At 37.0% G+C, this 21,542-nt stretch carries 22 protein-coding genes and 1 tRNA gene; 11 read left to right on the plus strand and 12 right to left on the minus strand.

Translation table 11 applies throughout. From position 1 onward, the window contains the following. Nucleotides 1–43 precede the first annotated feature (43 nt). From ACZ1GR_RS11415 to ACZ1GR_RS11430, 4 genes are all read right to left on the minus strand, one after another. Nucleotides 44–838: a zf-HC2 domain-containing protein gene (locus ACZ1GR_RS11415; protein WP_472609099.1), complete on the minus strand. Its 795-nt coding sequence runs from the start codon at nt 836–838 to the stop codon at nt 44–46. A gap of 3 nt (nt 839–841) precedes the next feature. Then, nucleotides 842–1,366: an RNA polymerase sigma factor gene (locus ACZ1GR_RS11420; protein WP_472609100.1), complete on the minus strand. Its 525-nt coding sequence runs from the start codon at nt 1,364–1,366 to the stop codon at nt 842–844. Between the two features lie 258 nt (nt 1,367–1,624). Continuing rightward, nucleotides 1,625–3,778 carry a ferrous iron transport protein B gene (gene feoB, locus ACZ1GR_RS11425; protein WP_472609101.1) on the minus strand — a complete coding sequence of 718 codons (2,154 nt, stop codon included), beginning with the start codon at nt 3,776–3,778 and terminating at the stop codon, nt 1,625–1,627. After that, nucleotides 3,775–4,014 (minus strand): FeoA family protein, encoded by a 240-nt coding sequence (locus ACZ1GR_RS11430; protein WP_377768420.1) that lies wholly within the window; start codon nt 4,012–4,014, stop codon nt 3,775–3,777. Before ACZ1GR_RS11430 ends, feoB begins: the two co-directional genes overlap by 4 nt. Before the next feature lie 201 nt (nt 4,015–4,215). Between ACZ1GR_RS11430 and ACZ1GR_RS11435 the strand changes: the two genes are divergently transcribed. Next, nucleotides 4,216–5,316 carry a hypothetical protein gene (locus tag ACZ1GR_RS11435; RefSeq protein ID WP_472609102.1) on the plus strand — a complete coding sequence of 367 codons (1,101 nt, stop codon included), beginning with the start codon at nt 4,216–4,218 and terminating at the stop codon, nt 5,314–5,316. A 14-nt stretch (nt 5,317–5,330) separates the two neighbouring features. After that, the gene (locus tag ACZ1GR_RS11440) at nt 5,331–6,992 is read left to right on the plus strand and encodes a hypothetical protein (protein ID WP_472609103.1); all 1,662 of its coding nucleotides are present in this window, start codon (nt 5,331–5,333) and stop codon (nt 6,990–6,992) included. Between the two features lie 76 nt (nt 6,993–7,068). On the opposite strand, the gene ACZ1GR_RS11445 is transcribed toward ACZ1GR_RS11440, so the two are convergent. Beyond that, the gene (locus ACZ1GR_RS11445; RefSeq protein ID WP_472609104.1) at nt 7,069–7,737 is read right to left on the minus strand and encodes an SCO family protein; all 669 of its coding nucleotides are present in this window, start codon (nt 7,735–7,737) and stop codon (nt 7,069–7,071) included. A 158-nt stretch (nt 7,738–7,895) separates the two neighbouring features. On the opposite strand from ACZ1GR_RS11445, the gene rseP reads away from it, so the two are divergent. The 5 genes from rseP to ACZ1GR_RS11470 all read left to right on the plus strand — a co-directional run bounded on the left by rseP (nt 7,896) and on the right by ACZ1GR_RS11470 (nt 10,760). Next, complete coding sequence (gene rseP, locus ACZ1GR_RS11450) at nt 7,896–9,212, plus strand: RIP metalloprotease RseP (protein WP_472609105.1); 1,317 nt, start codon at nt 7,896–7,898, stop codon at nt 9,210–9,212. A gap of 137 nt (nt 9,213–9,349) precedes the next feature. Further along, entirely contained in the window at nt 9,350–9,634 is a 285-nt protein-coding gene (locus ACZ1GR_RS11455) for a GIY-YIG nuclease family protein (RefSeq protein WP_472609106.1), read from the plus strand. Between the two features lie 6 nt (nt 9,635–9,640). Then, nucleotides 9,641–9,714: transfer RNA gene (locus ACZ1GR_RS11460), tRNA-Asn, on the plus strand. 298 nt (nt 9,715–10,012) lie between these two features. Further along, entirely contained in the window at nt 10,013–10,489 is a 477-nt protein-coding gene (locus tag ACZ1GR_RS11465; RefSeq protein ID WP_472609107.1) for a cupin domain-containing protein, read from the plus strand. Between the two features lie 109 nt (nt 10,490–10,598). After that, nucleotides 10,599–10,760, plus strand: coding sequence for a hypothetical protein (locus ACZ1GR_RS11470; RefSeq protein WP_472609108.1), 162 nt, complete (start codon nt 10,599–10,601; stop codon nt 10,758–10,760). On the opposite strand, the gene ACZ1GR_RS11475 is transcribed toward ACZ1GR_RS11470, so the two are convergent. The 7 genes from ACZ1GR_RS11475 to ACZ1GR_RS11505 form a co-directional block, all read right to left on the minus strand. Beyond that, entirely contained in the window at nt 10,757–11,326 is a 570-nt protein-coding gene (locus ACZ1GR_RS11475; protein WP_472609109.1) for a phosphatase PAP2 family protein, read from the minus strand. The genes ACZ1GR_RS11470 and ACZ1GR_RS11475 overlap by 4 nt on opposite strands. Nucleotides 11,327–11,360: 34 nt before the next feature. Further along, entirely contained in the window at nt 11,361–12,254 is an 894-nt protein-coding gene (locus ACZ1GR_RS11480; protein WP_472609110.1) for a phosphatase PAP2 family protein, read from the minus strand. Between the two features lie 9 nt (nt 12,255–12,263). Next, complete coding sequence (locus ACZ1GR_RS11485; RefSeq protein ID WP_472609111.1) at nt 12,264–13,148, minus strand: sterol desaturase family protein; 885 nt, start codon at nt 13,146–13,148, stop codon at nt 12,264–12,266. 2 nt (nt 13,149–13,150) lie between these two features. Further along, nucleotides 13,151–14,110 (minus strand): sulfurtransferase, encoded by a 960-nt coding sequence (locus tag ACZ1GR_RS11490; RefSeq protein ID WP_472609112.1) that lies wholly within the window; start codon nt 14,108–14,110, stop codon nt 13,151–13,153. Further along, the gene (locus tag ACZ1GR_RS11495) at nt 14,094–14,588 is read right to left on the minus strand and encodes a monoheme cytochrome C (protein WP_472609113.1); all 495 of its coding nucleotides are present in this window, start codon (nt 14,586–14,588) and stop codon (nt 14,094–14,096) included. Before ACZ1GR_RS11495 ends, ACZ1GR_RS11490 begins: the two co-directional genes overlap by 17 nt. Continuing rightward, entirely contained in the window at nt 14,588–15,808 is a 1,221-nt protein-coding gene (locus tag ACZ1GR_RS11500; protein WP_472609114.1) for a sulfite oxidase, read from the minus strand. Before ACZ1GR_RS11500 ends, ACZ1GR_RS11495 begins: the two co-directional genes overlap by 1 nt. Nucleotides 15,809–15,871: 63 nt before the next feature. Beyond that, nucleotides 15,872–17,242 carry an aldehyde dehydrogenase gene (locus ACZ1GR_RS11505; protein ID WP_472609115.1) on the minus strand — a complete coding sequence of 457 codons (1,371 nt, stop codon included), beginning with the start codon at nt 17,240–17,242 and terminating at the stop codon, nt 15,872–15,874. 133 nt (nt 17,243–17,375) lie between these two features. On the opposite strand from ACZ1GR_RS11505, the gene ACZ1GR_RS11510 reads away from it, so the two are divergent. The 4 genes from ACZ1GR_RS11510 to ACZ1GR_RS11525 all read left to right on the plus strand — a co-directional run bounded on the left by ACZ1GR_RS11510 (nt 17,376) and on the right by ACZ1GR_RS11525 (nt 21,540). After that, the gene (locus ACZ1GR_RS11510) at nt 17,376–19,094 is read left to right on the plus strand and encodes a SulP family inorganic anion transporter (RefSeq protein WP_472609116.1); all 1,719 of its coding nucleotides are present in this window, start codon (nt 17,376–17,378) and stop codon (nt 19,092–19,094) included. 72 nt (nt 19,095–19,166) lie between these two features. Continuing rightward, a complete protein-coding gene (locus ACZ1GR_RS11515; RefSeq protein WP_472609117.1) occupies nt 19,167–20,576 on the plus strand; it encodes an MBL fold metallo-hydrolase in 1,410 nt (469 codons plus the stop codon). A 5-nt stretch (nt 20,577–20,581) separates the two neighbouring features. Then, nucleotides 20,582–20,956, plus strand: a complete 375-nt coding sequence (locus ACZ1GR_RS11520) for a rhodanese-like domain-containing protein (protein WP_472609118.1) — start codon at nt 20,582–20,584, stop codon at nt 20,954–20,956. Between the two features lie 26 nt (nt 20,957–20,982). Continuing rightward, nucleotides 20,983–21,540: a YeeE/YedE family protein gene (locus ACZ1GR_RS11525; RefSeq protein ID WP_472609119.1), complete on the plus strand. Its 558-nt coding sequence runs from the start codon at nt 20,983–20,985 to the stop codon at nt 21,538–21,540. Nucleotides 21,541–21,542 lie beyond the last annotated feature (2 nt).

The raw sequence follows: 21,542 nt of genomic DNA on the forward strand, positions 1-21,542 counted from the left end.
GATTTTCGTTTTTTGATGCTTCGACTTCGCTCAGCAAAGGTTATTATATAATTTCTGATAATATTTGATTTATCTCTTCTTTAATAAACGGTTGGGTGTCTTCTTGTTCTAATAATTTCTGCATAGATTTTACTGCTTTCTTTTCTTGTGTTTTCACTAAATTTTGAATAATCGCAATTTGAACACTAGGGTCTTTTTCTGTCTCTAGAGCTTCTATAAACGCTAGTTTTACTAACTCTGAATTGCTAAATTTTGATAGTGCCTCTGCAGCGATCAAGCGAACATTGGTGTTCTCGTCATTAAGCATTCTATTGGCTAATGCTTTTACAATTGCTTCATCTGGTTTTTCGAACTCTTCAATAAATTGCACCCCTTGAATACGTTTGCTGGCCGATTGGTTTTCCATTAATGAAATCATTGTCGTCTGCTTTAATTCTAAGCTCTCGTTTTCAATAGAAGCCAAATCTTCTTGAGAAGCTTCTGATTGAAAATACCTGCCGCCAACAAAAGCGGCAATTAAAAGGGCAATACTCGCTGCAATTTTTATACTGCTATAAAACCAATTGCCATTTTTGTTTTTAGCGTTGTCAATAGCAACTACTTTTACGCCATTCTCTTTTTCATTAGCAAGCATTTTTTGAAAGTTTATACCAAGATTTGGCGATGGTTGCACCATTTTTTCTTTCGTAAACCTTTTAAAAAGCGATTTATACTCTTCAAATTCTTTGGTACATATAGCACAGGTTTTAAGATGTACTTCAACCGTATTTTTTTGAGTTTTTGACAACATATCATCTATGTAATCCGGCAGTAAATCTATAATATGATCTGTATCCATAACTTATATACTTTCTAAGTAGATTGTTTTTAATTTCTTCAATGCTCTACTTACTTTAGTTTTAATAGCACCTGGGGTACTATCCATAATTTCCGCTAATTCGTTATACTTTATTTCATGAAATCGATGCATTAACAATACTTCTCTATCAGAACTTTCAAGTTTACCCAATGCCCTTTGTAATTGCGAGTATTCGTCTTGCTTTTCATTCTCATTTTCCGCTAATCGATAACGCACGGTTTCTAAATCATCATGCATTTCTTTGTTTCGTGTGAAATGTGTTTTTAGGCTATTTCGCGCGATTGTGAAAATCCATGATACAAACTTTCCATTTTTATAGGATGAACGATACTTGATTACTTTATAAAAAACATCTTGTGTTAAGTCTTCGCTCAACATTTTATCACCGCACATTTTGTATAAAAAATTAAATATGTGAACATGATGCCGGTCAAAAAGTACTTTAAGCAAGTCTAAGTTACCTTTAGCTACTTGAGCCATTAATAGTTCATCTGTTTCTGTTTTCAACAATGGTTGGTTTTGTTGGTGCTTACCTTATATAGTCAGAAAAGTACAAAAGGTTACATCATCAGATAAAAAAAATAAATTTTAGCTATTGAAAAAACTAGAAACTAGTTATGAAGAGCAACCACAGGAATCATTGCCACAGGCCTTTGAAGATTTTTTGGTTGAGGCGAACAATGATTTTGGTAAAATAAATTTCTTGACCAAATAACCAATTGCAGTAAGTAAAATCACATATGCCAAAATTTCTTGCATGGTCTCTTATTTTAGAATTTGATAGGCGGCCAATGCTACAATATACGCAAATACACTCATAAAAATAAGTTGATATAGTGGCCATTTCCAACTATTGGTCTCACGTTTTACTATGGCTAAAGTACTCATGCACTGCATGGCAAAAGCATAAAAAAGCATTAACGATATGCCCGATGCCAAATTGAAAAGCGGTTTGGTGCCTGTACTATTCAATTCGGCGGCCATTCTGCTTTTTATGGTTTCTTCTTCATCGTTACCTACACTATATATGGTGGCCAAAGTGCCTACAAATACTTCCCTTGCCGCGAAAGAGGTTAAAACGGCGATTCCTATTTTCCAGTCATAACCCAAAGGCTTAACAATAGGTTCAATGGCTTTTCCGGCATAGCCAATATAAGAATGCTCTAATTTATAGCTGGCAATCTCTTGGGCTACAGCTCTATTCTTCGCATCTGGATATGTATCTAGATTATTGGCGATATAATTTTGACTATAACTATTAAGGCCTTCAAGTTTGATACGTTCTTTAACAATACTTTCCGCATTTTTAAATTCATCAGAAAAACCATTAGATCCCAAAAACCAAAGAATAATGGAAATAGCAAGTATAATTTTACCTGCGCCAAAAACAAAACTCTTCGTTTTTTCGACTACCGTATAAAATACGTTTTTGAATAATGGAAGACGATAGGTTGGCATCTCAACCATAAACAAAGACCTGCTTTTGATTTTTAAAATTTTATTCAAGACCATTGCCGATAAAATAGCCATTCCGAAACCTAGAATGTACAATAGCATAAGGGTCAAGGCTTGATAGCTGAGCCCAAGAAAATATCCTTTAGGAATTACTAAAGAGATTAAAATGAGGTAAACGGGTAATCTAGCCGAACAAGTAGTAAAGGGTACTACCAGTATAGTAATTAGTCGTTCTTTCCAGTTTTCAATAGTTCGTGTTGCCATTACGGCCGGTATGGCGCATGCGGTACCTGAAATCAACGGAACAACACTTTTGCCACTTAAGCCAAAGGGTCGCATTAGTTTGTCCATTAAAAAGACGACACGACTCATATATCCAGATTCTTCTAACAAAGCGATAAAAAGGAATAGAAAAGCAATCTGGGGTATAAATACAAGTATACCGGCAATACCCGCAAAAATTCCTTCCGCCAATAAATTTGTTAGTATTCCTGGGGGAAGGCTAGTCTTGATCCATTCGCCCGCCATTGCCATTTTCTCATCGATAAAATCTGATGGATAACCGCTCCAATCAAATATTGCTTGAAATATTAAAAACAGAATTGCCAAGAATATTAGATAGCCAAAAATTCTATGGGTCAAAACCTTATCTAAAGACGCCCTAAGTCCTTTTGCGGCTTGCATATCTACTTTGTAAGTTTCTTTTAGAATACCATTTATAAATTGGTAGCGTAATACAGTTTCTCTGTGTTGAAGCTTTTTTAATTCTGTTTTAGATTTTGTAGAAAAAGCAGTGGCATCTTCGATTCTTTTTTTCTCCAGCGGCATAAAGTTTACGTCTTGCGTAATCACTAACCATAATTTATATAAGTCTTCTTTGGGGAAAGTATTTTTCAACCGCTCAAAATAATCTGGAGCTATAACCGTCGTATCTATATTAGGTTTTTCGGATAGCTGTCTATAGTTGGTGATGAGTTCTTTAATGCGTTCGATACCTTCACCTTTTCGAGTACTTACCAAGGCAATTTTGGTGTCCAGTTTTTGTTCAAGTAACTCAATATCCAAAGAAATTCCTTTTCGAGACATTCTGTCCGACATATTAATAACCAATATGGAGGGAATTTTTAGGTCTTTTATTTGTGTAAAAAGAAGAAGGTTGCGTTTTAGGTTTTCTACATCAGTAATAACTACAGCAACATCAGGATAATCTTTATCATTCTTGTTTAGCAGTAGTTCTACCACAACACTCTCATCGAGAGAGGTAGTGTTAAGACTATAGGTGCCTGGTAAATCTAAGATGTGAGCTTTAATACCTCTTTCTAGTTTGCAGATTCCTTGTTTCTTCTCTACCGTGATGCCGGGGTAATTACCAACCTTTTGGTTAAGACCGGTAAGTTGATTAAAGACAGAGGTTTTTCCAGTATTGGGGTTGCCGATTAAGGCAACATTAATGTTTTTACTCATAGAGCAGGGGTGTCTACAATATCGAGTTCTATTTGCGATGCCAAAGCACGTCTTATGGCAATGTGCGAACCGTTTACATTAATATAAATGGGGTCTTTTAAAGGTGCTACCTGAACCAGTTCAACACTATTACCGGGCAAACAACCCAATTCTAATAGTTTTATGGGAAGAATACTACCAGAAAATTCCTTTATTATCCCTTTCTGCCCATGTTTAAGTTCTGCAACCGTAGCCACTTATGTTTATTTAGATTGATTATAATTAACAAAAGTATGAAATAATAGGTGGAATCTCATTTTTGAAATAAAAATTATCGTGTGCATCATTTTAAATTTGAGTAAAGGTCAAAAGACCTACATAATTTAGTTGTTCACAACAAAATTTAGTCTAGGTGAAATCTAATATTGATTTTCGCCCTTCGACCAAACCAAGCTTAAATGAGAGGTGTTCTTTTAGCCCTAACAATCTTTTCGATCACTGCAAATTGCGATGCTCAAAAGGTGACCAGTTTTTATGAAAAACTGCATCAATTCAGTTATCCTGAAAATCCTTTGCCCGTTTCTTGTCAGGTTTATGGGGTATCTGCAGAAGTTTCGAATAAGTCCATAGTTACAATAGACTATAGAGGTGATAGGCTAAATCTTCATGATTTAAAAGTGTCATGGGGGGGATTTAATCCAAATAATGGTGCCCTCATACCAAAATTACATACGTTTAAAAAGTATGGAAAAAGTAAACTGCCCTTTGAAAACGGATTTCTTCTTTCAATTGCTATGGACGATGTTGAGGTATACCACAAATACACTGGCGCAGATAATACATATGAGCTAATTGCTGCTTACGAGTATAAACTTTCTGTGAAGCATAAAGACCAAATAGTAGTAAGTGACACCGTAAAGTATGCGGATGTACTAGATACTTTTGTGTCTGAACTACCTGAAGAAGATATACACATAATAGCTACAAACAAGGCAAGAAATCTGGCAGTTAACTTAAATGAAATCATCTTAAAAAACTCGGTAAGCACCTTTCAAAGGTTTGCAAAAAACAATATTGATCTTGTTTTTGAAAAAGACTACATCAAGTTTTACGGCATCACAAAGCATAAAAAACTGAGCTCAGGCGAAAAATTAAAATTACTCAATGAGCGATTACATAATATAAAAAAACTCGATCAAGATAGAACCAATCGTGATGCCTTTACGAAGGAATTGGACGACCTTATAACTTCATTCGAAGAATTAAAGCAGTCTAACGATTACAATAATAATAGATCATTTGTGTTATATGTAAGTTCGAATTTGGCCAGTCTTTATGGCTTAAAAGAATATTTTGGCTTGGCCAAAAAACACTTTAAAGAAGCAGAACAACAAGTTGAACAAGAGCGCTTTCGCGGAATTCTAAAGGATGAAATGCTAAAAATGACCAGACGTAAAAAGAATAAATCAAAAATGTTCGATACCGATGGTAATTTTAAACAAGAGCTTAGTACAGAATATCTAAATTATTATACCACCAAAATTAAAACTATTAATTAATTATTACCCCCAAAATGAATTTAAGAAAACCTTTACCATTAGCACTTTTACTTATTGGAAGTTTGTCTTTATCGGCACAATCGTTGAAAAACGATATGGTCGATATTGCCGTACCCAACTATCCTGAAAACGTAAAACCAAAAGACATTACCACCTATATGGGCGCATTTGCCCAGACCGAAGGTGCCGTATTACCATTTACTGAAACTGAATTTCAGAATGCCCTTAATTTTCAAGATTTTGAAAAGGTCTCCGGCGAGACTTCTGTGCCAAATTTAATGGTTATGATGAATGGTATTTCAGAAAAAGACCTTGATGTTACCTTTTCGAGAAGTAAGGCCAAAGAGACCTGGTCAGTAAGCATATTGCCAAAAGAATCAGCTGCTTTGGGCACTTTGATCATGGTAAAAGGAGAAGGTGTACATTACCATTCTTACCCAGTTTTGGCAAGTAAAGATGATAATGATAAGCCTGTTGCAGAAGTTTTTGATTTTACCTTCAAGGAACAAGACAAATACTTGACCTTACTAAGCGAAGATCAAGCTAAAGCAAGTCCGTATTTAGTTCAAGAATACCTTAAAAAGAGATTAGGTGATACCTATTTAACAAGGGTTATTTTGCCTGATTTGTATGATAAATATGATTTAAGGGTCAATTTAAAAAGCGAGAAGTTTTATTACATAAAAGATAAGAAGACTGCCGGTCTAGAAGATGAGACCAGAAAAATGGTTGCAGATTTAGGTTCTTTAGTTTCAAGTACCGAAACCTTAGATGATTTAAGAAATAATAAGGGCCAATTTCAGCCCTTTGTAGACTTTTGGAATACAAAATTGGCCAACTATGATCTGTCTGATAAAACAGAAAAGAAAGTAGCTTGGGGCCTTTTGATGAACTTATACAAGGTTTCGTTGTTTACTGAAGATTTTGATAGCGCTCAAAAGTACCTTGATAAGGTTGTGGAATGTGATCATAAAAAATGGGCGACAAATTCTGCGAAATCGCTTTTAAAAAGAACCAAGGAAAGCTTTAACCAGCAGTACAATGGAGCTACTTCAAACCGTAAATATGCACCTGCGTATGAGGTTGATAGTAAGATGAAAAATGTAAACAACAAAATGGCCGCGAAGAATAATAATATCAATAAGGCTGATGGATATGTAATAACTACCGAGGGCGAAAAATTTGAAGGTAAAATATCTATACGATTTTCTGATGAAGAGCCATCTGCGGGCACTATGATCGATTTAGACGGAGACACTAAAGCCAAACGCGCAGTGGTTACCTATATTAACGAAAAGGGAAAATCAAAGAATAAGGTATTCAAATGTAAAGGGGTTAAAGAAATAGTTGTAGATGATAAGGTATTTGAGCCTGTTAATCCGAAAACTAGTTTGGTCAAGGTTAGTGATAATGCTTTATCTGGGTTTAACCTGAACAATACAGTTTTTATGCAACGTCTTTTTCAGTCCGAAAAAGTTAGTTTGTATAAGGATTTAACCGTATCGGAAGATTACTTTTTTACGCTACCTGGAGTTAAAAAAGCAGAGAAAGCTAGTGCAGAATTTTTTGCGAGCTGTAACGATTTAGCAACAAAAATTGGGAATGGTGAATTTGAAAACACGGCTGAAGGGCAACTAAAGATTGCCAAAGCGTACATTTCTGATTGTAATAACTAGCAGTTAACTATTAAATAAACATAGCCGCTTTTCCTATGCACGGGAAAGCGGTTTTTTGGTTTTTAACAGCTAGCTTTTAATATGATTTTTTTAAAATCTCAATATCACCAAGTAGTTTAGCTACTTCTTCAGAACTCGTACCATCATAAGTGCCTCGTATTCTACCTTCTTTATCAATTAAGATAAAGTTTTCGGTATGTATCATGTCAAACTCACCGCCATCACCATCATTTAATACGGCGAAATACGATTTTCTGGCTAGTTCATAGATTTTCTTTTTATCACCGGTAACCAAGTTCCATTTGGTATCTATAACCCCTTTTTCTAGAGCATATTTTTTAAGTTGAGGTACAGAGTCGATTTTTGGGGTGACAGAGTGCGAAAGCAGTAGAATATCATCGTCATCTAAAATATTGCCCTGTATTGCGCCCATGTTCTTTGTCATAATAGGGCAAATACTGGGGCAAGTCGTAAAGAAGAAATCGGCTACATAGATTTTTCCTTCATAATCTTTTTGGGTTATGGTATCGCCGTTCTGGTTTATTAGTTCAAAATCGGCTATGGTGTGGTATTTTTTCTTGTAGTGCAAGCTGCTGTCGACCAATTCAGGATTTATCATTGAAGGTTGATAAATCGGCAGGCGCTCTTTTGGTTTTAATGCGTTGTAAATGAGGTAAATAATTACAATAGATAAGAGCGATAATACGATTCCGAAGAACTTGTATTTAGCAAAGAATTTTCGCATACCATGCAAAAGTACGGCTGAAAAGTGCCTTTTTCAAGTAAAATAAACCTCATTTGCTCCCAAAAAACTCTTAAATACGTCTAATAGCATAGGTAATCCTTTTCAAACATTTGCTAAAAGTTTACTTTTGTCAGCTTAGATAAAAACAAAACTTGCCGATGGGACTTTTTACGCAGATTGTGATGTTCGTTTTGATCATTTCCATACTCGTTATTTTACATGAGTTAGGTCACTTTATTCCCGCTAAATATTTTAAGACCAAAGTTGAAAAGTTCTACCTCTTTTTTGATGTAAAGTTTTCGCTTTTAAAGAAAAAGATAGGAGAAACAGAGTATGGTATTGGATGGTTGCCACTAGGGGGTTATGTTAAAATAGCCGGTATGATAGACGAAAGTATGGACACCGACCAAATGAAGGAAGAGCCTAAGCCATGGGAGTTTCGCAGCAAGCCAGCTTGGCAGCGCCTTATTATAATGCTTGGTGGGGTTATCGTAAATTTTTTATTGGCTTGGTTGATTTATACTTTTTTACTTTTTAATAATGGAGACACATATATTCCTTCCGATAGTTTAAAATACGGTATAGTTGTAGATTCTATTGGTGAAAAATTAGGTTTACGTACAGGGGATAAAATTCTCAAAGTAGATGGTAAAAAAGCCACTCGTTTTAACGATGCTATTTTAGATATTATTCTTGGTGATGATATTACGGTAGATAGAGAGGGGCAAGAAATAACTTTTCCAATTACGGACGAAGGCAAAAAAGAAGTTTTTCAGACCCAAGGGCGCAATTTTATGGTATATCGTTCCAAAGCTGTTATTGCCTTAGTAGCTGATTCTTCGGTAGCAAAAAAAGCCGGTATTATGGCTGGTGACGAAATTATTTCGGTCGATGGTAAAAGTGTTGTTTTTTGGGACGAGTTTAGAAATACGATAGGCAACTCTGCAAATGAAAATCTTGATATTTCGGTGCGCAGAGAAGGTCGCGTTGAAAACTTGAATTTAACGGTGCCCAATGAAGGTGCAATTGGTATTCAGTTAGATATCCAAGATTTGCGTAAAACGGATACTTATGACTTTTTCGGCGCAATACCGGCAGGGTTTACAAGAACTATTAAAGTATTAACAGATCAAATACGCCAATTCAAAGTAATTTTCAACTCTAAAACAGAAGCATATAAACAAGTAAAAGGACCTATAGGTATTGTTGAAATGATGCCAAAATCTTGGGATTGGACTTTCTTCTGGTCTTTTATGGCTATGTTTTCCGTTTGGTTGGCCTTTTTGAACATACTGCCAATACCGGCTTTAGACGGTGGCCATGTGATGTTCTTGCTTTATGAAATGATTAGCGGGAGACCGCCGAGCGAAAAAGTTTTAGAGAAAGGGCAAATTATAGGTTTCGTGATTTTAATGGGATTAATGGTCGTTATTTTTGGTAATGATATCTGGAATATTATAAAACGATTTTTTTAATTAAAAACCTGCAATAATTGTTTGTGGTGTTTTAAAGAAAAAATTATATTTGCACCCGCTTAAGGTGAAATATTCCTCCTTAGCTCATCCCGATAGCTATCGGGAGGTTAGAGCGGAAAGTTCTTTTAAAACTTGAAATGAGTTCTATTTATGTTTTATTTTCAGAAAAGCTTGGGAAATATTATATAGGAGAAACGGTCGATGTAAAATCAAGATTGATTCAGCATAACACGGGTTATTTTGATAAATCTTTTACTTCAGTTGCAAACGACTGGTCACTTTTTATAGTTTTCGAATGTGAATCAAGAAAACAGGCCAGACAAATAGAAACTCACATTAAGAATATGAAGAGTAAAGAGTATATCGAGAACTTAAAAAAGTATCCCGAGATAATTTTAAAGCTCAAAGAAAAATATAAATAGTAATATTCCTCCTTAGCTCAGTTGGTTAGAGCATCTGACTGTTAATCAGAGGGTCCTTGGTTCGAGCCCAAGAGGAGGAGCAAAAACAAAAAAGAGCTGCACGAAAGTGTGGCTCTTTTTTGTTTTTACACTTTTCAGGGAAGAAGCCTGTCCTGAGCGAAGTCGAAGGGAGCCCAAGAGGAGGAGCAAATTAAAAAACCTTGCCAGAAATGGCAGGGTTTTTTGCATTCAGGGATTTCTGGGCGAGAAGTTTATCCCGAGCGCAGTTGAAGGGAGCCCAAGCGTCGTGCTGAGTTTGTCAAAGTTATAATGAGTGTTAAAACTTATTATGAACCTATTGCAGGCTTTTTCATACTTTAACCTTCAAAAATCTTAGAGATGAAAAGAATCACATTTTTAATTATTGTAATCTTACCCTTTGTCGGTCTAACCCAGAGTGCGGAGTACAAAATCATTTCTTATAAAGAAGCAGGCACAAAAGCACCCAATACGCACTATATCGGTGAAGCTTGGCTAAACCGTCTATTTAGTGCAGATGAAACTTTAGATTATAATATCACCAAAGCAACTTTTAAAGCCAATTCTACTTTAAATTGGCATAAACATGACACTCCACAAATATTAATTGTGGTTGAAGGTATAGGCTATTATCAAGAAAGGGGTAAAGCCCCCAAATTAATACGCGAGGGTGATGTAATTAAGTGTGAGAAAGATACCGAACATTGGCATTCCTCATCAAAGAAAAATGATGTTACTTATTTGGCCATATATGGTGGAGGCAAACCTACAGAATGGACAGAAGTGTTATCTCAAAAATACTATGATAGGGTATCCGAGCAATTAAATGAAGATTAAAAAGTGAAACGTAGTTTTTCAAGTTTCTTTAGCTATCGTTACTTTCTCCAAGCATATATAATTGTTATTTTTTTGGTGATTTTTTGTAATTTTAAGTAAAATTATAACAATGAAATTTTTAACACTTTTATGCTGTTGTATTTTATTGACAGGTTGTGTAAGCACCAAATCTTCAGTTACCACAACATCAAAGGATGAAAACAAGCTGGTCTTGCCACCAGATGTTCCCTCCAATAAGTATTCTAAAACAAGGCAAGGAGGCAGAAATTAAATTTTTTCTAGGGTCGATATGCATAATCTGGCAAAAAGCCAACCAAAAAGAATACCGACACCAATGCCGGTAATGACGTCTAAAGGAAAATGTACCCCAATATAGATACGGCTATAACTGACCAGTGTTGCCCAAATCAATAGTGCAAAACCTAATACTTTCGTTTCCTTTTTGTACAGAATAGAGAAGAAACTCGCAAGTGCAAAAGAGTTTGCTCCATGCGCCGAAAAGAAGCTGTATCTGCCACCGCAATAGCTTCTTACCATACGCATGAGCTCTTGAATTTCATTATCATAGCATGGCCTAAGTCTTTGTGTGCCTTGTTTGATAAATACCGAAAGTTGGTCCGTACATAAGAGTAATAGACCTACGGTAATAATTGCAACAACCGCTTTTTTAAACCCTAATTTCAAGTACAGATAATAGATTAGAAATAGAAAAATGGGAATAGTAACAAAACTTAAAGTTTTTGATAGGTACAGCCAAAAACTGTCCCAAAACGGTACTCCCATTCCGTTTAAATATATAAAAAGCTGTTTATCAAGTTCAATGAGGTCTTCGAACATTAGTTTTTAAAATACGATGATGAGTTTGATAAAGTTAAAAACGTCCGACAAGACCAACCTGCCCTGGACCAATATTTAAATTCCAACTTATCTTTTTCTCTTGCTGTTGATCATTGTACTTCTCATCATACTTACGGTCAAGATATCTATCTATTGATTCTACCGTAAAGATGCTTATTGCAACGCCTAAAGCAACATCTGAAAGCCAGTGCTCTCCATCCCAAAGTCTTGAAACTCCGGGCACAAGACCAATAGCATAGATGCCACCTTTAAGCCAAGGGCTTTTAAACTGTTTGGCGATGGCGTAGGCATTGGTAAAGGCAAGTATGGTATGGCCTGAAGGGAAAGAGTGAAACTTTCGACTAGAATTAAAGGGGTCAAAGGTATCTTTGCCTTTATTGCTAACAGGTCGTGCCCTACCGACAACAGATTTTGTTACCTGCTGTAATAAACCTGCGGAAGATGCCGAAGCTATCAAGAGTACCCCCGTTCGTCTTAATTTTTCGTCTTTTGTAAATAGGCCGGTTAAGTAAACACCACCAGTCAACATATAGTTGTATTGGGGGCTGCCGTATTTTGTGCCATAATCTCTAATAAATCTTGGAATACCTAGTTGTTGACGTCTTATAAATTCTGATGTTTGCTCGTCAAAAACATACAGCAATCCGGTGCCAGCGACAATAGTACCGAAAGTACCCCATTGTTTGCCTTCCCAGTGAAGATGTCTGGTGTAAGAGTGTCCAACACCTTTAAATACATTGCCTATATCGTATTTGAACAGCTGCCAAGTTGTTTTATCTGAAAAAGCAGATTCAGAATCGGCTTGTGCGCATAACTGGATCGTAAAAAAGAGGTACAGTAAAAGAAACACGGAAATTTTCAAAAAAAAAGGATTGTACTTAAAAGATGGCTCAAATTTTAGTAGCATAACTTCGTATTATGGAGTATTCTTTCTTTGTTTTACGAAACCGTGTACTACTTGACCAAAAAAGTTCTTTGGAAGTTCTTCATCACCAGGGAAACCCAAAAGAATTTTACCACCGTCTTCGGGAATGTAGTTGGTCTTAAAAAGGTAGTCCCAAAGGCTGAGACTAATACCGAAATTCACCCCGAATTTACCTTTCGGAAGTTCGTAAGAGTGATGGTACAAATGCATCACCGGATTATTTACCAGATACTTTAAAGGCCCCCAAGTAATCTTTATATTAGAATGATTAAAATGGCCAATGGTAATTGCTATAAAGTGTACTATGTAGGCCTGTTCAGGCTCAAACCCCCCAAGTAACATTACACCAAAAGTTTTTAGTGGCTTATAGAGAATGTTTTCCATCCAATGATAACGAAGGTGCGCAGCAAAGCCCATTTCTTTTACGCTATGGTGCACTTTATGAAATTGCCATAGAAATGGAAATTTATGTAGCAAGATGTGGGTGAACCATTGTACAAAATCCAATACTATAAAAAATACTACCAACTGCACCCAAACGGGCCATGATGACGGGTCTATCAACGCTAGACTTTTGGCGGTTATACCAATATCATTGAATAATACACCAAGCATTTTATAGACACCGCTTATGGCAATGGCAAATAAGAAGAAGTTGAAAAACATGTAAAAGGCATCCAACCAAAAGTCTTTTCTAAAAATGGATTGCGCTTTACGCCAAGGGAAAACAATCTCTAAAATCCATACAAAAAGGGAGATAACGATTAGGCCCCAAAAATAATTGGTATACCAAGGCACTTCAAATAGTATGGACTTCCAGGTCCAACTTACCGTACCGTTAAATGCATTTACAAAGGCGTCAACGTATTTTTCCATAGCTATTGTAAAGTTACGGTAATACTATCTTTTTCAAAAGACAAGTCTTTATAATAGCTCCATTCTGACCAAGAGCCGTCATAATTTTTGACGTTTTTGTAACCCAACAACTCGGTAAGAACAAATGTGGTATGTGCAGAACGCACACCGGTGTGGCAATAGGTAACGATGGTATCGTTTTTACCAATTCCGAATGCAGCATATAAACTTTCAAGTTCAGATATGGGTTTAAACTTCATGGTATTGTCATAATCAATAGCCTCTGCCCAGTCTAAAAATTCGCTTTTAGGAATTCTGCCTGCTCGAGCTGCCCCTAGTTTTTGCCTTTTTCCGGTATACTCGTCATAAGTTCTTGTATCTATCAATAGCGGAGAGCCGTTAGTTGCTAGAAGCTCGTATAATTCATTTTTTAAAATCAAAAGTTCAGAACTTACCGCGGGCAGTGTAAAAACGGTCTCTTGGTGAATAGTGGCTTTCTGACTTGTTTTTCCGCCAAAAGCCGACCATGCTTGCAGCCCTCCATTTAATATCTTACTATTATTAAAACCGTAACTTTTGAGAACCCACCAAAGGCGGGCCGCATCACATGAACCTCTGTCATCATAGAGTACAAGGATGTCTGTGTTGCTGATGCCCAATTTTGAAAATAGTTTTTCAATGTCTTCTTTTTTCGCCATCATTCCTTTATAAGGATATGAGGCATCTTCGATATCATCTCTCCATAGTTGAATTGCACCAGAAATATGACCTTGTGAATAATGTTCTTTTCTTCTAAAATCAATTATTTTTAGACCGGTAAGGTCTAGCGCTTCACTAAGTAATTCAGTTTCTATAAGCGATGAGTTTTCAATTTGGGTCAGAATAGTGTTTAGGGGGTCTTCAGGAATAGCGGGAGTATGTTGTTTCTTGCATGAAAGACAACAAATTAGCAGTACCAGAATAAGACTATTCCTCCAACTCATACCACTCGATATCAGTTAAATTCTGGCGTCTTCCTTTTTTGGAGGGGGCATAATTCGTGGCCAAATAATTCACAATGATTTCTTCGTTTGTACCTAAATCCCATAGGTTTTGGGTTTCTTGCATCCATCGAATTGTGGCCAACCAACGCTCTTTAGACATTCTATTTTGAGTTACTAATTTAGCGGAATGGCAATTGGTGCAATTGTTCACCACAAGCATGAGCCCATCACTATCTACAAAACCTGTACGAACATGAATACCGTTTTCTATTTTATCGTAATCGGCCTCGTCCATTTCCGATACAACTTCATAATCGCTAACTGTAATTTCGTTTTTATTAGATTTAAAGGACGACAAACTCGGGTCTATCATAATATATAGAAGAACAGCTGCCATTGCCATAAAAAAGACGACGATTACCACCGTTAAATGGCGAATTTGCTTGAAACTGTTTTTAAGTCTCTCTGAACTATCCATTAGCTAACTTTTACGGCAATTCTATGGCAAGCGTTGTTCAAGTATCCTTTGGGGTTCCAACCTGGTAAAATCATCGGTTGTTTTAGGTTGTTGCTATCCGTTGCCCTTGCCCACACCTCATAATAGCCTTTTTTTGGAAAGCTTATGGTTGCACTAAAATGTTGCCATGCCAATCTGTTCTTTGGTGCTTCTAATCTGCAAGTTTGCCAGCTACTTCCAAAATCTATGGAATATTCCATGGTCTTCACTTGAAGCTCTCCGGCCCAAGCATGGCCTCTAATGGTCAAGCTGTTCTTATTTTTTAGTATAGCTCCAGATTTTGGATAGGTAATTAAAGATTTCACGGGCATTGATTCGATAATGCACATGTCTTCATCTTTTACTTTTTCGCCGGGGGCGACCGCTTCACAGGGGACACGGTAGGCAGAACCCTTCATTTTTGTACCATCATGTTCTTTATTGCGAATACTGATGCCATTGAGCCATTTACCTGATGCGGATGCGGGCCAACCTCCAGCTATTAGACGCAAGGGATACCCATGCGCCAGCGGAATGTCTTCCCCATTCATTTTAAAGGCAAGTAAGGTTTCGTCTTGTAACGCTTTTGCCATGGGCACACCTCTTGATATTGGCTCTTTACTTGGGTCTCCACTTAGGTGGGTATCCGCGGCATGGTAACCAATATAAACAGCATCTTTTTTATAGCCTACATCTTCTAAAACATCCTTCAAACGAACTCCGGTCCAAGTGGCACATGAAACAGCGCCCACGGTCCATTGATTGCCTTTTGCCGGCGGATTAAATTCACTTCTTCCGTTACCACCGCATTCCAGGGTGAGTTGATAGGTATATTGTTTGAATTTTGATTTAAGCTCTTTGAGGGAATAGGTTTTTTTAGTTTCTAAAGATTCGCCATCAAAGGTAATTTTCCAATTGGCTGCATCTATGTTCGCGGGTATTTTTCCATTGTTTCTTATGAACATGAACCTATTGGGTGTTACCCTATCATCCAATAAATGTGCCTGTGCTTCCATATTCCAGGGCTTATCGTTCAAAACGACCATTTGGGGGTCTTTTTGGAACAATTTAAAAGGGTCTGGGTCTTGTAATCCTAATAACTGGTATCCTTCACGAATATTTTTTCCAAAAACAATTTCGGTACCTAAGGCGGTTGCAAGCGTTAGTAAACTTCCCTTTTTTATAAACTTTCTTCTTTGCATGTATAATCCATTTTCATAAGTTGATGCTTAAATAATCAACAGAATAATACTCCTCTAAAATAATCAAAATAGATGCTTCATTTTTTTTACCCAGTTTATTGGAATGTTATATGGCGGATATCGTAGTGGCACGTCTAACCAATTACCACGCTTCAAAATTGATTTTTTATGTGAGAATAGGTCAAAGGAGTATTTGCCATGATAACCACCAATACCAGAATTGCCAACCCCACCAAAGGGAATACTCTTATTGGTAATCTGCATTACAGTATCATTGATGACCCCACCACCAAAACTGTATCTATTGATAATTTTCTTTTGGAAGCTTTTGTTTGTCGAAAAAATATACAAACCTAAAGGCTTGCCATAGCTACTGATATATTTTTCAATGTCTCCCTCTGTTTCATAGGATATTATGGGAAGAATAGGGCCAAAAATTTCATCTTCCATTACCTTACTTTTATCGCCTGGTGAATCTATAAGTGTAGGACCAATAAAACGGTCTTCATCATTACTATCACCTCCAAAAAGTATATTTTCTCCTTCAAGCATTTCTTTTAGGCGTTGGTAATGTTCAATGGTGGCAATTCTCGCAAAATCTTTTGAATGTGCTATGTCTTTTCCAAAAGCTTTTGAAATATTATGCTGTAGTTCCGAAATAAGCTTGTCTTTAACTTTTTTATGTACCAAAACATAGTCAGAAGCAATACAAGTTTGTCCGGCATTTAGAAACTTGCCCCAAACAATTCTTTTTGCGGCCAGTTTTACTTTTGCAGAGCTATCAACAATGCATGGGTTTTTACCACTTAACTCTAAGGTTACAGGGGTCAGATGTTCTGCGGCGCTCTTATAAACTATTTTACCAACTCTTGAACTACCGGTAAAAAAGATATAATTCCATTTTTGTTTTAAAAGCTCTTGTGAAACCGCTACACCACCTTCAACTACGGTAACATATTCTTTGCGAAAAGTATTGGCTATAATTTTGGCTATAACTTTTGAGGTATTCGGGGTGAGTTCCGAAGGTTTTACTACTGCGGTGTTTCCTGCGGCGATGGCACCGATCAAAGGAGACATGGAAAGCAGAAAAGGGTAGTTCCAAGGCGAAATAATCAAAACAGTGCCATAAGGTTCTGAATATATATGGCTAGTTGAAGGGAAATTTACCAAATTCGATGAGGTTCTCTGAGGTTTGCTCCAAATTGCAATGTTGTTTAGCACATATTGCAGCTCAGAAAGTACAAACTGGGTTTCTGTTGCTAGACTTTCGAACTTAGGTTTTTTAAAATCTTTAAATAAAGCATTACATATTTCATCTTCAAATGCAATGATTTCTTTTTTGAGCCGCACAAGTGCTTGCTTTCGAAACTTGACATCTTTTGTCTGCTGGGTCTTAAAAAAATCGACTTGGTTTTCTACGAGACTTTCAATCATGAGGGACTTTTTAATAGGGGATAAGTTAAAAATATAAATTGGTTAGTTCAGGGTTCTATTAATTTATGTTTGTGTAATAACGGTTCTTTAGTATAGCAATTTTATATAGTAGTAAGCGATTACCTTTGTATAGATGTTTAAGCGCTTTTTCCCAATATTAGAATGGTTGCCAAAGTATAAAAAGGCCTATTTGGCAGGAGACTTTTCTGCTGGCATCACTGTTGGTATTATGCTAATTCCGCAAGGAATGGCGTATGCCTTAATTGCAGGATTACCTCCAATTTATGGGCTTTATGCTGCTTTAATACCAAACCTAATCTATGTTTTTACGGGCTCTAGTCGAAAATTAGCAGTAGGTCCAGTGGCCTTAGATTCCTTAATTGTTGCTTCAAGTTTGGCGGCAATGAAATTGGCCAATATTGACGATTACATCAGTATGGCTATTTTCTTGGCATTTTTTGTTGGGGTGATTCAATTGGTAATGGGCTTTATGCGTTTGGGCTTTTTATCCAACTTTTTATCGAGACCTGTTGTAGGTGGTTTTACTTCTGCCGCGGCATTGGTTATTGGTATTAGCCAATTAAAACATTTCTTCGGCCTAGAAATTAATACCAACAACACCTTAAAAACGATTCGAGCCATTATTAGTCAGCTTTCCGAGACTAATTTTTATGATTTAGCAATTGGCATAGCAGCCATCTTGGTGATTTTGGGACTGAAAAAATTACATCGAAAATTACCGGCTGCAATGGTCGTGGTGGTCTTGTCCATTATAGGCATTTACTTTTTTATGGTCAACGAAACCGATGTTCATATTGTAGGTCAAATTCCCAAGGGTTTACCTGGCTTTTTATTGCCACAATTTAATATAGACTTAATCGTAAAAGCTTTTCCGACCGCCATGGCATTGGCTTTTATTGCTTTTGCCGAAGCAATGACCATTGCAAAGGCCGTTGAAGATAAAAGTGACGAATATCATACCGATGCCAATCAAGAATTACGAGCATTGGGTACTTCAAATATTGTAGGGTCTCTATTTCAATCGTTTCCGACCAATGCGGGTTTGTCAAGAACAGCGGTCAATGTTGATGAAGGGGCGAAAACAGGCATTGCCTCCTTAATCAGCGTAGTCGTAGTTGGTATTACCTTGTTATTTCTTACTCCTTTCTTTTATTATTTGCCGAAATCTGTTTTAGGTGCAATTATTTTGGTGGCAGTTTACGGTCTTATTGATTTGAAGTATCCCAAACAACTATGGCGTCAAGGTAAAGATGAGTTTTACCTTTTTGTAGTAACTTTTATGACGACGTTGTTAATCGGCATTTCACAGGGAATTATTTTTGGGGTATTATTTTCATTACTGCTCTTGGTCAACAGAACCTCAATACCGCATATCGCCATCTTGGGTAAGATAAAGGGAATGGAGTATTTTAAAAACTTAAAACGCTTTCCTGAAGATGTTGAGGTGCATGATGAAATTTTAATGATCAGGTTTGATGCACAACTGTTTTTTGCCAATGTGTACTATTTTAAAAGGGCACTTTTAAATGAGGTCGAAAAAAAGGGGGAAACGCTAAAATATGTTATCCTTAATGCCGAACCCATAAACTATATTGATAATACTGCCGTAAATCAGCTTAAGAAGATTGTAGAAAAACTTAGGGAGAACGATATTACCTTTAAAATTGCTGGGGCCATTGGCCCGACAAGGGATATCCTTCATAAAAGCGGATTGGTAGAGTTTATAGGAAAAGAGAATATTTACGTGAGAACAGCAGAGGCCTACTCCGATAGTTTAAAGAAAATTGGAAAATCACAAATTCAAGAAAAAGTTTCATTACAGTATCGATGATTAAAGCTAATTTGATATAGTTCATGATTAAAAAGTTTTACTTTCAATAAATTTGTGTAGAAAGCGATAAAAATGAATATAGAACAGATATATACCGGATGTTTGGCGCAAGGGGCCTATTACATTGAAAGTGAAGGAGAAGTCGCCATTATAGACCCGCTTAGAGAGGTAAAACCCTATTTAGAGCGTGCAAAAAGAGACAATGCAAAGATCAAATATATTTTTGAAACCCACTTTCATGCAGATTTCGTAAGTGGCCATGTCACTTTATCCAAAGAAACCGGAGCGCCCATTATTTATGGTCCAAATGCAAATCCTTCTTTTAAGGCGACAATTGCTGAAGATAATCAAGAATTCAAGCTAGGTAAAATCACCATTAAGACCTTGCATACACCCGGCCATACTATGGAAAGCACCACCTATTTGTTGAAAGATGAAAATGGAAGAGACCATGCTATTTTTAGTGGAGACACTTTGTTTTTAGGTGACGTAGGTCGGCCCGATTTGGCTCAAAAGGCAGCTACTATCACCCAAGAAGATTTGGCCGGTATGCTTTTCGATAGCTTGCGTAGCAAAATTATGCCCCTTGCCGATGATGTCATTGTGTATCCTGCCCATGGAGCTGGATCCGCCTGTGGTAAAAATATGATGAAAGAGACCGTAGATACTTTAGGGAATCAAAAGCAAATGAATTATGCATTGCGGGCCAATATGACCAAAGAAGAGTTCGTAAAAGAAGTTACGGATGGTCTTTTACCGCCTCCGCAGTACTTTCCTTTAAACGTTAAGATGAATAAGGAAGGATATGAGGATATTCATGAAGTTATCGAACGAGGAGCTACAGCACTTTCACCTGATGCTTTTGAAACCGCAGCCAATGAAACTGGGGCAATTGTGTTAGACGTGCGCCATCAAAATGATTTTGCGAAAGGCCATATACCACGTTCCATTTTTATAGGTTTAAAAGGAGGTTTTGCTCCCTGGGTCGGTGCCTTGATTGCAGATGTAAAACAACCGCTGCTTTTAGTGACGGATAAAGGCTCGGAAGAAGAGGCCATTACCAGACTGTCAAGAGTTGGTTTTGATGGTACTTTAGGGTACTTGAATGGAGGAATCGAATCTTGGAAAAAAGCAGGTAAGGAGATTGACACCGTCGAAAGCATTTCTGCGGAAAGCTTCAAAGAAAAACTTAAGAACGATGTTCCTGTTTTTGATGTAAGAAAAGAATCGGAGTATAGTGCTGAGCACGTAGATGCTGCCAATTTAACCCCGCTTGATTTTTTGAACGATCATTTGTCTGAATTTCCTGAAGAAGAAACTTTTTATGTGCACTGTGCAGGAGGATATAGAAGTATGATTGCCGCTTCTATCTTAAAAAGTAGGGGCATTCATAATTTGATCGATGTCGCTGGCGGAATGGCCTCCATAAAAAAAGCTGGTATTTCGGTAACCGATTTTGTTTGTCCGACCACATTAAAATAACTCAAATGAACACCTCTAAATTCACCTTTCTTTTCTTGTCATTAGTTTTTATTGCTTGTCAAAACAACGAAGGCCAAGAAATCGTAATTGTAGATAAAGCGGCGATTAAAACGGCTATCACTGGTAAAAAAGTACAACTTATCGATGTTAGAACTTCTGAAGAATATGACGCTGGACATATTGCCAATGCTGTTAACTTCAATATAATTAATCGCGATACTTTTCTTATACAAGTACAAGAGCTCGACAAGCAACAGCCCGTTTATCTGTATTGCAAAATGGGTGGTAGAAGTAATAGAGCTGCACAATTACTAAAAGAAAAGGGATTTAAGAAAATATTCGATTATTCCGGCGGCTATAATGATTGGGTTTTGGAATAACTATAGCTTCTTTTTAAATTTTAAGAATGGATAAAATACTTCAGCCATGGCCATGGTACGTTTCAGGGCCTTTAATTGCCCTGATAATGGCAATTTTGATTCTTTTGGGTAAACGTTTCGGCATGTCTTCAAACCTGCGAACAATATGTGCCATAGGTGGTGCGGGTAAAGTTGCAGATTTTTTTAGGTTTGATTGGAAAGCACAACGTTGGAATCTGATTGTAGCTATAGGTGCAGTTTTAGGAGGCTATATCGCCATAAACTTTTTATCAAATGACGCTGCGGTGACCATTGGTCAAGATTCTATTGAAGCTTTAAAAGAACTAGGAATTACAGATGGTGGTAGTTCCTACATGCCCGCACTCTTGTTTGGAGAAGGTGTGTTTTCTAGTACAAAGACCATCTTCTTCTTACTGGTTGGCGGATTCTTGGTAGGTTTCGGGGCCAGATATGCGGGCGGATGCACTTCAGGGCATGCTATCTCTGGCTTGAGCAATCTGCAGTTGCCATCTTTAATTGCGGTTATTGGTTTTTTTACCGGTGGATTGCTTATGGTCCATTTTATTTTTCCCTTAATATTTTGAGA

It is taken from the genome of Croceitalea sp. W27 (assembly GCF_055693185.1).

Excerpts from the sequence above, each read along its gene's own strand:
- ACZ1GR_RS11455 (WP_472609106.1), top strand. The coding sequence starts at position 9,350 with ATGAGTTCTATTTATGTTTTATTTTCAGAAAAGCTTGGGAAATATTAT.
- rseP (WP_472609105.1), top strand. The coding sequence starts at position 7,896 with ATGGGACTTTTTACGCAGATTGTGATGTTCGTTTTGATCATTTCCATA.
- ACZ1GR_RS11415 (WP_472609099.1), bottom strand. The coding sequence starts at position 838 with ATGGATACAGATCATATTATAGATTTACTGCCGGATTACATAGATGAT.
- ACZ1GR_RS11515 (WP_472609117.1), top strand. The coding sequence starts at position 19,167 with ATGAATATAGAACAGATATATACCGGATGTTTGGCGCAAGGGGCCTAT.
- ACZ1GR_RS11490 (WP_472609112.1), bottom strand. The coding sequence starts at position 14,110 with ATGAGTTGGAGGAATAGTCTTATTCTGGTACTGCTAATTTGTTGTCTT.
- ACZ1GR_RS11480 (WP_472609110.1), bottom strand. The coding sequence starts at position 12,254 with ATGCTACTAAAATTTGAGCCATCTTTTAAGTACAATCCTTTTTTTTTG.
- ACZ1GR_RS11525 (WP_472609119.1), top strand. The coding sequence starts at position 20,983 with ATGGATAAAATACTTCAGCCATGGCCATGGTACGTTTCAGGGCCTTTA.
- ACZ1GR_RS11445 (WP_472609104.1), bottom strand. The coding sequence starts at position 7,737 with ATGCGAAAATTCTTTGCTAAATACAAGTTCTTCGGAATCGTATTATCG.
- ACZ1GR_RS11435 (WP_472609102.1), top strand. The coding sequence starts at position 4,216 with ATGAGAGGTGTTCTTTTAGCCCTAACAATCTTTTCGATCACTGCAAAT.
- ACZ1GR_RS11500 (WP_472609114.1), bottom strand. The coding sequence starts at position 15,808 with ATGCAAAGAAGAAAGTTTATAAAAAAGGGAAGTTTACTAACGCTTGCA.
- feoB (WP_472609101.1), bottom strand. The coding sequence starts at position 3,778 with ATGAGTAAAAACATTAATGTTGCCTTAATCGGCAACCCCAATACTGGA.
- ACZ1GR_RS11505 (WP_472609115.1), bottom strand. The coding sequence starts at position 17,242 with ATGATTGAAAGTCTCGTAGAAAACCAAGTCGATTTTTTTAAGACCCAG.
- ACZ1GR_RS11485 (WP_472609111.1), bottom strand. The coding sequence starts at position 13,148 with ATGGAAAAATACGTTGACGCCTTTGTAAATGCATTTAACGGTACGGTA.
- ACZ1GR_RS11495 (WP_472609113.1), bottom strand. The coding sequence starts at position 14,588 with ATGGATAGTTCAGAGAGACTTAAAAACAGTTTCAAGCAAATTCGCCAT.
- ACZ1GR_RS11510 (WP_472609116.1), top strand. The coding sequence starts at position 17,376 with ATGTTTAAGCGCTTTTTCCCAATATTAGAATGGTTGCCAAAGTATAAA.
- ACZ1GR_RS11465 (WP_472609107.1), top strand. The coding sequence starts at position 10,013 with ATGAAAAGAATCACATTTTTAATTATTGTAATCTTACCCTTTGTCGGT.
- ACZ1GR_RS11440 (WP_472609103.1), top strand. The coding sequence starts at position 5,331 with ATGAATTTAAGAAAACCTTTACCATTAGCACTTTTACTTATTGGAAGT.
- ACZ1GR_RS11520 (WP_472609118.1), top strand. The coding sequence starts at position 20,582 with ATGAACACCTCTAAATTCACCTTTCTTTTCTTGTCATTAGTTTTTATT.
- ACZ1GR_RS11470 (WP_472609108.1), top strand. The coding sequence starts at position 10,599 with ATGAAATTTTTAACACTTTTATGCTGTTGTATTTTATTGACAGGTTGT.
- ACZ1GR_RS11475 (WP_472609109.1), bottom strand. The coding sequence starts at position 11,326 with ATGTTCGAAGACCTCATTGAACTTGATAAACAGCTTTTTATATATTTA.